Genomic DNA, 13,881 nt, shown 5'->3' with positions numbered 1-13,881 from the left:
CCTGTGGGGTTACGTGCCCTTGTACCGATCGGTAGCAACCAAGACTGGTGAGTTCCTGCCAAACGTAGCGAGGGGAACCCGTACATGACCGGCTCACGAGTCGTGGCGCTCGGCCACTACCAGCCTGCCAAGGTCCTCACCAACGACGACCTGGCGGCCATGGTCGACACCAGCGACGAGTGGATCACCAGTCGGGTCGGCATCAGGACCCGGCACGTGGGCGGCCCTGACGAACCCGTGGACGAGCTCGCCGCGCACGCCGCGGCCAAGGCGCTGGCGACGGCGGGCCTCCAGCCCGCCGACATCGACCTGGTGCTCGTCGCCACCTCCACGGCGATCGACCGCTCGCCGAGCATGTCCGCCCGGGTCGCCGCCCGGCTGGGGATGGGCTCGCCCGCGGTGATGGACATCAACGTGGTCTGCTCCGGCTTCACCCACGCGCTGGCGACCGCCGACCACGCGATCAGGGCCGGGGCCGCCGCCCGCGCCCTCGTCATCGGTGCCGACAAGATGGGCGACATCGTCGACTGGACCGACCGCTCCACCTGCGTCCTCATGGGCGACGGGGCGGGTGCCGCCGTCGTCACCGCCGAACCGGACGGCGGTGGTGCCCCCGGCATCGGCCCCGTGCTGTGGGGGTCGGTGCCCGGGATGGGCAACGCCGTGCGCATCGAGGGCACGCCCCCGCGCTTCGCGCAGGAAGGCCAGTCGGTCTACCGCTGGGCCACCACGCAGCTGCCGCCGATCGCACGCAAGGTCTGTGAAAGGGCCGGTGTCACTCCGGAGGACCTCGCGGCCGTGGTGCTGCACCAGGCCAACCTGCGGATCATCGAACCCGTGGCCCGGAAGATCGGGGCGGTCAACGCGGTCATCGCCCGGGACGTCGTGGATTCCGGCAACACCTCCGCCGCGTCGATCCCGATGGCCCTGTCCAAGCTGGTGGAGCGGGGGGAGGTCGAGAGCGGAGCGCCGGCCCTGCTCTTCGGCTTCGGGGGGAATCTCTCGTACGCGGGCCAGGTGATCCGCTGCCCGTGAGAGGCAGGCGAAGTGGAATCGCGCCGCCTCCCAAGGCGCGGCGACGGCCCCGCCGGCCGTACCGGACCGGGCGGGCAAGCTGATCCGCTGTGCCCGAAGAGCCCCGTGGTGGCATTGTGCTCGGTAGACTGTAGACGATAAGCAATTGCCCGGGCGCCAAGGAGGGGGACCGCGATGTTGTCCGCAGGACTGCCGCAAGGAACGGTGCCGAAACTGGAGCGGCCGGGACCGTTGCGCGAGCGTGTGTACGAGGCGTTGCTCGAGCTGATCACCACACGCGCGCTCAGCCCCGGTCAGCACCTCGTCGAAAGCGAACTCGCGGGTCACCTGGGGGTTTCGCGGCAGCCGGTCCGTGAGGCGCTCCAGCGGCTGAACACCGAGGGCTGGGTCGACCTGCGCCCCGCGCAGGGAGCGTTCGTCCACGAACCGACGGAGGAGGAGGCGGACCAGCTGCTGTCGGTACGCACCCTTCTGGAGGCCGAGGCCGCCCGGCTCGCCGCGGCCCACTCCGGGCGGCCGGGCATCGAGGCGCTGGAGGAGCTCTGCTCCCAGGGGGAGCGGGCCGTCGCCGCCGATGACGTGGACCTCGCCGTCGCCACGAACGCCGCGTTCCACGCCAAGGTGATGGAACTGGCGGGCAATGTCGTCCTGTCCGAGCTCGCCGGGCAGGTGGACCGCAGGGTCCGCTGGTACTACACGCCGGTGGCACGGCAGCGCGGCACCCAGTCCTGGATCGAGCACCGCGCGCTGATCGCGGCCATCGCCGCGCGGGACGAGCAGCGGGCGACGGAGATCATGCGCGCGCACACCGAGCACACGCGCCAGACGTACCACCAGCGCGAAGAGGGCTGATCGCGTACCGGAGAGGCCGGGGCCGACCACCCCGGCCTTTTTCGTGCCCCGGCGGTTCCGGGCAGGCGAGGAGCGGCCCTGCGCGAGCCCTGCGAGGGATCAACGGCTTAGTCCGTGGGGGCCCACGGGGCCCATCTTTGTCCTGAGTGTGGAGAAAGTTGGATCGGATTCCTGCGCAACTTCTTCCCACTCCGGTAAACCGCTGCTACGTTCCCCTCCAAAGCCCGACGGACTGGCCGATGTGGCGGGGAGGGACGCGTGAGACGCATGACGGCACGACCCGCGAACACGCACCAGGCGCGACTGCTGCGGCTGCTGCGTGACGGCGGTCCCAACTCCCGCGCACAGCTGGGTGATCAGGTCGAGCTCTCGCGTTCCAAGCTCGCCGTCGAGGTGGACCGGCTCCTGGAGACCGGGCTCGTCGTGGCCGACGGACTCGCCGCCTCGCGAGGCGGACGCCGCTCGCACAACATCCGGCTCGCTCCCGAACTCCGCTTCCTGGGCGTGGACATCGGCGCCACCTCCATCGATGTCGCGGTGACCAACGCCGAGTTGGAGGTCCTCGGCCACCTCAATCACCCCATGGACGTACGGGAAGGCCCCGTCGCCGTCTTCGAGCAGGTGCTGGCGATGGCGGCCAAGCTGCGCGCCTCGGGGCTCGCCGAGGGCTTCGACGGCGCCGGCATCGGCGTACCGGGGCCCGTCCGCTTCCCCGAAGGCGTGCCGGTCGCACCGCCGATCATGCCGGGCTGGGACGGCTTCCCCGTCCGCGAGGCACTCAGCCAGGAACTGGGCTGCCCCGTCATGGTGGACAACGACGTGAACCTGATGGCGCTGGGGGAGCAGCACGCGGGCGTCGCCCGCTCCGTGGGCGACTTCCTCTGCGTGAAGATCGGTACGGGTATCGGCTGCGGCATCGTCGTCGGCGGTGAGGTCTACCGCGGCACGACGGGCAGCGCCGGGGACATCGGCCACATCCAGGTGGAGCCGGACGGCCGCGCCTGCGCCTGCGGCAACAAGGGCTGCCTGGAAGCACACTTCAGCGGGGCGGCCCTGGCCCGTGACGCCGAGGACGCGGCCCGCGCCGGCCGTTCGGCGGAGCTGGCGGCCCGGCTGGACACGACCGGGAAGCTCACCGCCGTCGATGTGGCCGCCGCGGCGGCGGCCGGTGATCCCACCGCGCTGGACCTGATCCGCGAAGGCGGAAACAGGGTCGGCCAGGTCATCGCCGGACTCGTCAGTTTCTTCAACCCCGGACTCGTCGTGATCGGCGGCGGCGTGACCGGGCTCGGCCACAACCTGCTGGCCAGCGTCCGCACCCAGGTCTACCGGCAGTCCCTGCCGCTGGCCACGGGCAACCTCCCCATCGTCCTCGGTGAGCTGGGGCCTGTCGCCGGGGTGACCGGCGCGGCCAGGCTCATCAGCGACCACCTCTTCTCGCCGGCCTGATGTACGGGCCGGTGCGCCGTCCGGCGAGTGTTCCGCAGCCACCACCGTAGAAACACCTTTACCGAGACCCGCCCCGCAGGACCGCCCCGCGACAGCACAGCGCGACCGCACCGCGACCACGGCGCGGACCAGCAGTACGGCAGGACCGCACCGCGATCACGGCGCGGACCCCGCAGTACGGCAGGACCGCCCGCAAGAGCACAGCAGTACCACCCAGCAGCTCCGTCAGCAGTACGGCACCGCCGGCACTGCCCCCTGCCCGCTCACCGGCTTTCCCACGCTCCCGGCATCGCCCGAGCACGGGAGACCCCACTCGCCGAGGGGATTCGTCATGGCACCAGAACCGCCCCTGCTCACCATGTCCGGCATCACCAAGTCCTTCCCCGGAGTACGCGCCCTCGACGGCGTGGACCTGGAGGTGCAGGCCGGCGAAGTCCACTGCCTCCTCGGCCAGAACGGCGCCGGCAAGTCCACCCTGATCAAGGTGCTGGCCGGAGCGCACCAGCCCGACGACGGGGCCATCACCTGGCAGGGTGAGCCCGTCCAGCTCTCCTCGCCGATCACCGCCATGCGACTGGGTATCGCCACCATCTACCAGGAACTCGACCTGGTGGAAGGCCTGTCGGTCGCCGAGAACATCTTCCTGGGCCACGAACCCACCAGTGCGGGCTTCGTCGTCCGGACCCGTGAGGCGCGCGCCGGGGCGGCCGCGCTCCTGGAGCGCCTCGGGCACCCGGAGATCGACCCGGCCCGCGCGGTCGGCGACCTCTCCGCCGCGCATCAGCAGATCGTGTCCATGGCCCGCGCGCTCTCCCACGACGTACGGCTCATCGTGATGGACGAGCCGTCCGCGGCTCTGGACCCGGACGAGGTGGACAACCTCTTCCGCATCGTCGACGGTCTCACCGCCGACGGCGTGGCAGTCGTCTACATCTCGCACCGGCTGGAGGAGATCCGCCGCATCGGCGACCGGGTCACCGTCCTCAAGGACGGGCGTGCCGTCGCCGTCGGGCTCCCCGCCAAGTCCACCCCCACCCGCGACGTCGTCGCGCTGATGACCGGACGCAACGTCGAGTACGTCTTCCCCGAACGGCCCGCGCCCGGCGCCAGGGACGCGGCCGACCCCGTGCTCGTGGTCGAAGGGCTGTGCCGTGAGGGCGAGTTCGAGCCCGTGGACCTGGAGCTGCGGCCGGGCGAGATCGTCGGTCTGGCAGGACTCGTCGGCTCCGGGCGGTCCGAGATCCTGGAGACCGTCTTCGGTGCCCGCAAGGCGACCGCCGGGCGGGTCCTCGTCGCAGGCGCGCCGCTGCGCCCCGGCAGCGTCCGGGCCGCCGTGGCCGCCGGAATCGGCCTGGCACCCGAGGAGCGCAAGGCGCAGGCACTCCTGCTGACGGAATCCGTCACCCGTAACGTCTCGGTCTCCTCCCTGTCCCGCTTCGCCCGCGCGGGGTGGCTCGACCGGGGTGCCGAACGCAAGGCGGCCAGGGCGGCCACCCGCGAACTGTCCCTGCGGCCCGACAACCCGGACGCCGCCGTCCGCACCCTCTCGGGGGGCAACCAGCAGAAGGCGGTCCTGGCCCGCTGGCTGCTGCGCGGCTGCCGGGTGCTGCTGCTCGACGAACCCACCCGCGGTGTCGACGTCGGCGCCCGCGCCGAGCTCTACGCCGTGATCCGCCGGCTGGCCGACGAAGGCCTCGCCGTCCTGCTCGTCTCCAGCGAAGTGCCCGAAGTGCTGGGCCTCGCCGACCGGGTGCTGGTGCTCCGTGAAGGCCGTGTCGTGCACACGGCCGACGCCAGGGAGCTCGACGAGCACCGTGTCCTCGACCTCGTCATGGAAGGGAGCCCGGCGTCATGACACAGCCCGCACCGTCGGCGCAGCACCACGGGCCGCAGAAGGGGACCGTGCCCGGCCCCGCCGCCGCGCCGCCCTCGAAGCAGGGGGGCGGCCTGCGTGCGCTCGGCCTGCGCGCCGACGTCCGCAACCTGTCCCTCCTCGGTGTCCTCGCCGTGCTGGTGGCAGTCGGCGGCCTCACCGAACCCGACGCGTTCCTGGACACCGGGAACCTCCAGCTGATCCTGACGCAGTCCTCCGTCATCGGGGTCGTCACCGTCGGCATGACCCTGGTCATCATCGGAGGCGGCATCGACCTGTCGGTCGGCGCGATGGTCGCGCTCGCGTCGGTCTGGGCGACGACCCTCGCCACCCAGGACTTCGGCTTCGCGGGCATCCTCTTCACCGCCGTGATCGTCGGTCTGGGCGCCGGGCTCGTCAACGGGGTCCTCATCGCCTACGGGCGCATGGTCCCGTTCATCGCCACCCTGGCCATGCTCGCCTCGGCCCGTGGTCTCGCCCTGCAGATCACCGACGGCAAGACACAGATCGTGACCGTGCAGTCCGTCCTGGACCTCGGACTGCCCGACAGCTACGTGCTGGGCATCCCGCCGCTGGTGCTGGTCTTCGCCGCGGTCACCGTGGCGGGCTGGCTGATCCTGAACCGGACGACCTTCGGGCGCCGTACGGTCGCCATCGGCGGCAACGCGGAGGCGGCCAGGCTCGCCGGGATCGACGTCCGCCGCCAGCGGCTCTACCTCTACCTCCTGTCGGGCCTGTGCTGCGGCATCGCCGCCTTCATGCTCGTCATCCTGTCCGGATCGGGCCAGAACACCAACGGCAACCTGTACGAACTCGACGCCATCGCCGCGGCGATCATCGGCGGCACCCTCCTGAGCGGCGGCCGGGGAACGATCGTCGGTTCCGTGCTCGGCGTGCTCGTCTTCACGACGATCACCAACATCTTCGCTCTGAACAACCTGCAGAGCGATGTCCAGCAGATCGCCAAGGGCGCCATCATCGTGGCCGCCGTCCTCGTCCAGCGCCGCACACTGCGGGGCGGCGAGACCTGAGCACCGCTTCCGTGACAGAGCACTGATCACCCACCCGCTGTTCCGTACGCACCGCACCGGATGAAGGGTTTGACAGCCATGCCAGAAACCAGCCGCAGAGGACTGCTCTTCGGCACCGCGGCCGTCTCCGCGGGAGCCTTCCTCACCGCCTGCACAAGCAACGAGCCCAAGGAAAAGGCGGTCGCCCAGAGCAACCAGCCCGCAGCCGACGACAAGCCGGGCACACCCGTCACCATCGGCTTCGCCGGACCCCAGGCCGACCACGGATGGCTCAACGCCATCAACGTGCAAGCCAAGTCGCGGGCCGAGAAGTACTCCGAGGTGACCCTGGAGATCACCGAGGGCTCCAACGACACGGCCGCTCAGATCGGCCAGGTCAAGACCCTGATCAACAAGAAGGTCGACGTCCTCGTCATCCTCCCCGCGGACGGCAAGGCGCTCACCCAGGTCGGCCTGGAAGCCATGAAGGCCGGCATCCCCGTCGTCAACCTGGACCGCATCTTCGCCTCACCGCAGGCCTACCGCTGCTGGGTCGGCGGGGACAACTACGGCATGGGCCTCAACGCCGGGCACTACATCGGCGAGCAGCTCAAGGACAAGGCGAGCGCGAAGGTCGTCGAGCTGGCGGGCATCGACAACCTGGAACTCACCAAGCAGCGCAGCCAGGGCTTCGCAGACGCGCTGAAGAACTACTCCAACATCAAGCTGGTCGCCCGTCAGGCCGCAGACTTCACCGTGGAGTCGGGCCAGGCCAAGATGGCGCAGCTCCTCCAGGCGCAGAAGCAATTCGACGCGCTGTGGAACCACGACGACGACCAGGGTGTGGGCGCGCTGCGGGCCATCCAGCAGGCCGGCCGCGACGAGTTCATCATGGTCGGCGGCGCCGGCGCGAAGTCCGCCATGGACGCCATCAAGGCAGACAACAGCGTGCTGAAGGCCACCGTGCTCTACCCGCCCACGATGGCGGCGTCCGCCATCGACCTGGCGCGCGCGCTCGGCCAGAACAAGGGCGTCGCGGGCCTCTCCGAGATGGAGATCCCGACCTCGCTGACCCTGTACTCGGCCGTGGTCACCAAGGAGAACATCGACCAGTACCTGCCGACCGGCTTCAGCTGAGCCCGCACCGCCGCCGCCACCGAACCACCGACGAGGAGGAAGCCCGCATGGCCCGTAGGGAAGAGACGGCGCAGGAGACCGAAGCACCGCCACCGACGGCGACGCTCGGCGTCGGCATGGTCGGATACGCCTTCATGGGCGCCGCCCACTCGCAGGGGTGGCGCACCGCGGGCCACGTGTTCGACCTGCCGGTGAGACCCGTTCTCGCCGCGATCTGCGGACGCGACCGTACGGCCGTCGAGGCCGCCGCCGCCCGGCACGGCTGGGCTGCGGCGGAGACGGACTGGCGCGCCCTGATCGCCCGCGACGACGTGCAGCTGGTCGACATCTGCACACCGGGCGACAGCCATGCGGAGATCGCCATCGCGGCACTGGAGGCGGGCAAGCACGTGCTGTGCGAGAAGCCGCTCGCCAACACGGTCGCGGAGGCGGAGGCCATGGCGGAGGCCGCGGAGCGGGCCGCGGCCCGGGGCCAGGTCGCGATCGTGGGATTCAACTACCGCAAGGTGCCCGCCCTCACCTACGCCCGCGCGCTGATCGAGGAGGGCCGGCTGGGCACCCTCCGGCACGTGCGGGCCACCTACCTCCAGGACTGGCTGGTCGACCCCGAATCGCCGCTGACCTGGCGACTCGAACGCGAACACGCCGGCTCCGGCGCGCTGGGGGACCTCGGGGCGCACATCGTGGACCTCGCCCAGTACCTGGCGGGGGAGCCGCTGGCCGGGGTCTCGGCGATCAGCGAGACCTTCGTGCGCGAGCGGCCCGTGCTCGCCGGTCCGGCCGCCGGGCTCTCGGGCGCGCCGGACGGGACCGCACGGGGGGCGGTCACCGTCGACGACGCCGCGCTGTTCACCGGGCGCTTGGCATCCGGCGCCCTCGCCTCCTTCGAGGCGACCCGGATGGCGGCGGGCCGCAAGAACGCCCTGCGCCTGGAGATCAACGGCGAGCTGGGGTCGATCGCCTTCGACCTGGAACGGCTCAACGAGCTCTCCTTCCACGACCACACCGAGCCCGCCGTGTCCGCGGGCTTCCGCCGGATCCTGGTCACGGAGCCCGAGCACCCCTACCTGGAGGCGTGGTGGCCGCCGGGCCACGGACTGGGATACGAGCACACCTTCGTCCACCAGGCACGTGACGTGGTGCGCGCGATCACCGAAGGGCGCGCCGCCGTACCGTCGTTCGCCGACGGGCTCCAGGTCCAGCGGGTGCTCGCCGCCGTCGAGGAGAGCGCCGCCAAGAACTCCACGTACACCCCGGTCCCCTTCTAGGAGGTCGTCCACATGCCCCGTCCCTTCACCCTCTTCACCGGTCAGTGGGCCGACCTCCCCTTGGAGGAGGTCTGCCGGCTCGCCCGGGACTTCGGTTACGACGGACTCGAACTCGCCTGCTGGGGAGATCACTTCGAGGTCGACAAGGCCTTGTCGGACCCCGGTTACCTCGACGGGCGGCGGGAGCTGCTCGACAAGTACGGCCTCACCTGCTGGGCGATCTCCAACCATCTGGTCGGCCAGGCGGTCTGTGACAGCCCGATCGACGAGCGCCATCAGGGAATCCTGCCCGGCCGCATCTGGGGGGACGGGGACGCCGAGGGCGTGCGCCGGCGAGCCGCCGAGGAGATCAAGAACACCGCGCGCGCGGCTGCCGCATTCGGCGTCGAGACGGTGATCGGCTTCACCGGTTCCTCCATCTGGCACCTGGTCGCCATGTTCCCCCCGGTGCCACCGCACATGATCGAACGCGGCTACGAGGACTTCGCGGAGCGGTGGAACCCGATCCTGGACGTCTTCGACGCCGAGGGGGTGCGCTTCGCCCACGAGGTGCACCCGAGCGAGATCGCGTACGACTACTGGACCACGCACCGCGCCCTGGAAGCGGTGGACCACCGACCGGCCTTCGGGCTGAACTTCGACCCGAGCCACTTCGTGTGGCAGGACCTCGACCCGGTGGGCTTCCTCTACGACTTCCGCGACCGGATCTACCACGTGGACTGCAAGGAGGCCCGCAAACGCCTCGACGGCCGCAACGGCCGCCTCGGCTCCCACCTGCCCTGGGGAGACCCCCGGCGCGGATGGGACTTCGTCTCGGCCGGGCACGGTGACGTGCCCTGGGAGGACGTGTTCCGGATGCTGCGGTCCATCGGCTACCAGGGCCCGGTCTCCGTGGAGTGGGAGGACGCCGGCATGGACCGGCTGACGGGGGCGCCGGAGGCGCTGGCGTCGCTGAAGCGCTTCGATTTCGACCCGCCGAGCGCGTCGTTCGACGCGGCGTTCGGCGGCGGGGAGTAGAGGACCGGGTCCTCCGGGCGCGCCGCGCCTGAATCCGGGCCCGTGCGCGGCGTCGAAGCCCTCTTCGGCCCGCGCCGCCTGCCCGGCCCTTCTCCTCGGACTCCTGCCCCAGCCCCGAGCCCGCGCCGCCCCGAAGCCGTGTCCCGATGGCCGGGCCCGGACCTGCCGGGCCCGGTCCTGCCCACGCTTCCGCCGGGACAGGCCGCTCGGCGGCCGGGGCGGCGGTGGACCCCGCCCGCAAGGGCCAGGGGTCGGTTCGGCCTGCCCCGAACCTCCTTTGTCCTGATGCGGGTAAAAGTTCAACTCGGCTCCTGCGCAAGGGCTTTCCGCCAGGGACGAACACGGCTACCGTCCCCAACGTGTACACGACATGACTCGCGTCACCGGGGCCCCGACAGCCCCGGAGTCGAGCGCGGCAGTCCCCGCGCGGAACGGCAGAACGCACCCGCCCGAACAACCGGCACACTCCGGAGGACGCACGTGCACAGAAACAGCAGACGGCTCCGCGCCCGAAAATCCCTCGCCCTCTTCACCGGCGGACTCCTCGCCGCCGCGACACTCACCCTGGGCTCCTCGCCCGCCGCCACCGCGGATGCCGCACAGGCGACGGCCGCGCAGGACGCGGCGGAGGACTTCCAGCAGGTCACGCTCGCCAAGGGCGCGGCCGAGACCGGCGAACCCATCTCGCTGGCGGTGCTCCCCGACCGCAGCGTGCTGCACACCTCCCGCGGCGGCGAGCTGCGGATCACGGACAGCGCGGGCAACACCCGGATCTCCGGCACCATCCCGGTCTACTCGCACGACGAGGAAGGGCTCCAGGGCATCGGCGTCGACCCCGACTTCGCCGAGAACCGCGCCATCTACCTCTACTACGCGCCCCCGCTGGACACCCCCGCCGGCGACGCCCCGGAGAACGGCACCGCGGCCGACTTCGCCAAGTTCGACGGCGTCAACCGGCTCTCGCGCTTCGTCCTCAACGAGGACGGCACCCTCGACAACGCCAGCGAGAAGAAGGTCCTCGACATCCCGGCCACCCGTGGCATGTGCTGCCACGTCGGCGGTGACATCGACTTCGACGCGCAGGGCAACCTCTACCTCTCGACCGGCGACGACTCCAACCCCTTCTCCTCCGACGGCTTCTCACCGCTGGACGACCGCGAAGGCCGCAACCCCGCGTTCGACGCCCGCCGCACCTCGGGCAACACCAACGACCTCCGGGGCAAGATCCTGCGCATCAAGGTCGCCGACGACGGGTCGTACACCGTCCCCGAGGGCAACCTCTTCGCCCCGGGTACGGACAAGACGCGCCCCGAGATCTACGCGATGGGCTTCCGCAACCCCTTCCGCTTCAGCGTGGACAAGGCCACGGGCATCCTGTACGTCGGTGACTACGGCCCCGACGCGGGAGCCGCCGACCCGAACCGCGGGCCGGCCGGGCAGGTCGAGTTCGCCCGGGTGACCGAGCCCGGCAACTTCGGCTGGCCGTTCTGCACCGGCGACAACGACGCCTTCAGGGACTACGACTTCGCGACGGGCACCTCCGGCCCCGCCTTCGACTGCGCCGCGCCGAAGAACGAGTCGCGGTACAACACCGGCCTGGTCGACCTTCCCCCGGCGCAGGCCGCCTGGATCCCGTACGACGGCGGGTCCGTGCCCGAGTTCGGCACCGGTTCGGAGTCCCCGATGGGCGGGCCCGTGTACCGCTACGACGCGGACCTCGACTCGCCGGTGAAGTTCCCCGAGGAATACGACGGGGACTTCTTCGCCGGAGAGTTCGGCCGCCAGTGGATCAAGCGCATCGAGCAGGACGCCGACGGCGGCGTCCAGTCCGTCAACGACATCCCGTGGACCGGGACGCAGGTGATGGACATGGCCTTCGGCCCCGACGGCGCGCTGTACGTCCTGGACTACGGCCTCTCCTGGTTCGGCGGCGACGAGCACTCCGCGCTGTACCGCATCGAGAACGCCACCGGCGGACGCTCACCCATCGCGGAGGCGTCCTCGAACAAGACCTCGGGCGTCGCACCGCTCAAGGTGAAGTTCTCCTCGGCCGGAACCACCGACGGTGACGGCGACGCCCTGACGTACGCCTGGGACTTCGGCGACGGCGGCACGTCCACGGCCGCCGACCCGACCCACACGTACAAGAAGAACGGCACCTACACCGCCACGGTCACCGCCAAGGACCCCTCGGGGCGCACCGGTTCGGCGAGCGTGCACGTGACTGTCGGCAACACCGCGCCCACCGTCGTCCTGCAGACCCCGCTGGACGGCCAGCTGTTCGAGTTCGGCGACGAGGTGCCGTTCAAGGTGAGCGTGACCGACCCGGAGGACGGCACCATCGACTGCACCAAGGTCGAGGTCAAGTTCACCCTGGGCCACGACAGCCACGGGCACGACATCACCACCGAGCACGGCTGCGAAGGCACCATCAAGACGGCCATGGAGGGCGGCCACGACCCCAACGCCAACATCTACGGCGGCATCTCGGCCTCCTACACCGACGGCGGAGGCGGCGGCCAGGCCGCACTGACCGGCCGTGACCAGGCGCAGCTCCAGCCGCGCCACCGGCAGGCCGAGCACTTCAGCGCCTCCTCGGGCATCACCACGCCGAGCAAGACGAGCGCCCACGGCGGCAGGACCGTCGGGGACATCGACAACAACGACTGGATCTCCTTCGAGCCGTACATCCTCGACGGCGCCACCAAGCTCACCGCCCGGACGTCATCGGCGGGCGCGGGAGGCTTCCTGGAGGTGCGGGCCGGTTCACCGACCGGCAAGATCCTCGGTTCGGCACCGGTCCCGGTGACCGGCAGCTGGGACTCGTTCCAGGACATCGACGTGCCGCTGCGCGGCGCACCGAAGAAGGTCACGGAACTCTTCCTGGTCTTCAAGGGCGGAGCGGGAGCGCTGTACGACGTGGACGACTTCGAGCTCTCCGACTCCCCGGTGGACAGGACCGCCAAGCGCGTCCTGGTCTTCTCCAAGACGGGTGGCTTCCGGCACGACTCGATCCCCGCCGGCATCGCCGCGCTCAAGGAACTGGGCAAGGACACCAACATCACCGTCGACTCCACGGAGGAGGCCGCCCAGTTCACGACCAGCAACCTGGCGCGCTACGACGCCGTCGTCTTCCTGTCGACGACCGGTGACGTCCTGAACGCCGACCAGAAGAAGGCGTTCGAGAACTTCGTCTCCACCGGCGGCGGTTACATGGGCGTCCACGCCGCGGCCGACACGGAGTACGACTGGGAGTTCTACGGCGGACTCGTCGGGGCCTATTTCCACTCGCACCCGCAGATCCAGCCCGCCACCGTCCGCGTGGAGAACCACGACCACCCGGCGACCGCGCACCTGGACGAGGCCTGGGACCGTACCGACGAGTGGTACAACTACCGCACCAACCCCCGGGACAAGGCCCAGGTCCTCGCCACGCTGGACGAGACCACCTACACCGGCGGCAACATGAAGGGCGACCACCCGATCTCCTGGTGCCAGGCGTACCAGGGCGGGCGCTCCTTCTACACCGGCCTCGGCCACACCAAGGAGTCCTACGCCGAACCCGCCTTCCGTCAGCACCTGCTGGGCGGACTGCGCTACGCGGCCGGACAGGTGAAGGCCAACTGCAAGCCGGACACCGGCTACCGGTCGATCTTCAACGGCAAGACGCTCGAAGGCTGGAAGCAGGCCGGCCCGGGCACGTTCGAGGTCGTCGACGGTGAGCTGCGCTCCCAGGGCGGCATGGGGCTGCTGACCTACCAGGCCAAGGAGCTGAAGTCGTACTCGCTGAAGCTCGACTGGAAGATGGCGGGCGACGACAACTCCGGCGTCTTCGTGGGCTTCCCCGAGTCGGACGACCCGTGGTCCGCCGTGAACAACGGCTACGAGGTCCAGATCGACGCCACGGACGCCGCCGACCGCACGACCGGGGCCGTCTACACCTTCAAGTCCGCCAACATCAAGGCCCGTGACCAGGTCCTCCGGCCGCCCGGCCAGTGGAACAGCTACGAGATCAAGGTCCAGGGCGAGCGGCTCCAGGTCTTCCTCAACGGAGTCAAGATCAACGACTTCACCAACACCGACCCGGCCAGAAGCCTGAAGAACGGCTACATCGGCCTCCAGAACCACGGAGCCGACGACCAGGTGTCCTTCCGGGACATCCAGCTGAAGGAGCTGCCCTCGACGTAGGGCGGTACCTCCTGCGCCGGCGGTGGGCGGGGAACGCACATGCCTTCCCCGC

General features: G+C 70.5%; 9 protein-coding genes. All 9 read left to right on the top strand.

From position 1 onward, the window contains the following. Positions 1 to 84 precede the first annotated feature (84 nt). The 9 genes from ABZY45_RS17560 (at position 85) to ABZY45_RS17520 (ending at position 13,829) form a co-directional block, all read left to right on the top strand. On the top strand, positions 85 to 1,035 hold the full coding sequence (locus ABZY45_RS17560; protein ID WP_356740862.1) for a beta-ketoacyl-ACP synthase III: 951 nt from the start codon (positions 85 to 87) through the stop codon (positions 1,033 to 1,035). 174 nt (positions 1,036 to 1,209) lie between these two features. Next, positions 1,210 to 1,887, top strand: coding sequence for a GntR family transcriptional regulator (locus ABZY45_RS17555; RefSeq protein WP_356740861.1), 678 nt, complete (start codon positions 1,210 to 1,212; stop codon positions 1,885 to 1,887). Between the two features lie 267 nt (positions 1,888 to 2,154). Further along, positions 2,155 to 3,336 carry an ROK family transcriptional regulator gene (locus ABZY45_RS17550; protein WP_356740859.1) on the top strand — a complete coding sequence of 394 codons (1,182 nt, stop codon included), beginning with the start codon at positions 2,155 to 2,157 and terminating at the stop codon, positions 3,334 to 3,336. Between the two features lie 331 nt (positions 3,337 to 3,667). Next, positions 3,668 to 5,191, top strand: a complete 1,524-nt coding sequence (locus tag ABZY45_RS17545) for a sugar ABC transporter ATP-binding protein (protein ID WP_356740858.1) — start codon at positions 3,668 to 3,670, stop codon at positions 5,189 to 5,191. Beyond that, a complete protein-coding gene (locus ABZY45_RS17540) occupies positions 5,188 to 6,240 on the top strand; it encodes an ABC transporter permease (RefSeq protein WP_356740857.1) in 1,053 nt (350 codons plus the stop codon). Before ABZY45_RS17545 ends, ABZY45_RS17540 begins: the two co-directional genes overlap by 4 nt. A 78-nt stretch (positions 6,241 to 6,318) precedes the next feature. Then, positions 6,319 to 7,356 (top strand): substrate-binding domain-containing protein, encoded by a 1,038-nt coding sequence (locus tag ABZY45_RS17535; RefSeq protein WP_356740856.1) that lies wholly within the window; start codon positions 6,319 to 6,321, stop codon positions 7,354 to 7,356. Positions 7,357 to 7,403: 47 nt separating this feature from the next. After that, the gene (locus ABZY45_RS17530) at positions 7,404 to 8,624 is read left to right on the top strand and encodes a Gfo/Idh/MocA family oxidoreductase (RefSeq protein ID WP_356740854.1); all 1,221 of its coding nucleotides are present in this window, start codon (positions 7,404 to 7,406) and stop codon (positions 8,622 to 8,624) included. Between the two features lie 12 nt (positions 8,625 to 8,636). Next, positions 8,637 to 9,641, top strand: coding sequence for a sugar phosphate isomerase/epimerase family protein (locus ABZY45_RS17525; RefSeq protein ID WP_356740852.1), 1,005 nt, complete (start codon positions 8,637 to 8,639; stop codon positions 9,639 to 9,641). 480 nt (positions 9,642 to 10,121) lie between these two features. Next, positions 10,122 to 13,829 (top strand): ThuA domain-containing protein, encoded by a 3,708-nt coding sequence (locus tag ABZY45_RS17520; RefSeq protein ID WP_356740851.1) that lies wholly within the window; start codon positions 10,122 to 10,124, stop codon positions 13,827 to 13,829. Positions 13,830 to 13,881: the final 52 nt, after the last annotated feature.

The organism is Streptomyces sp. NPDC006516, assembly GCF_040611875.1.
Taxonomy (GTDB): domain Bacteria; phylum Actinomycetota; class Actinomycetes; order Streptomycetales; family Streptomycetaceae; genus Streptomyces.
Note: the sequence above shows the minus strand (reverse complement) of the source record. Positions and strands in the feature narration are given on the sequence as shown.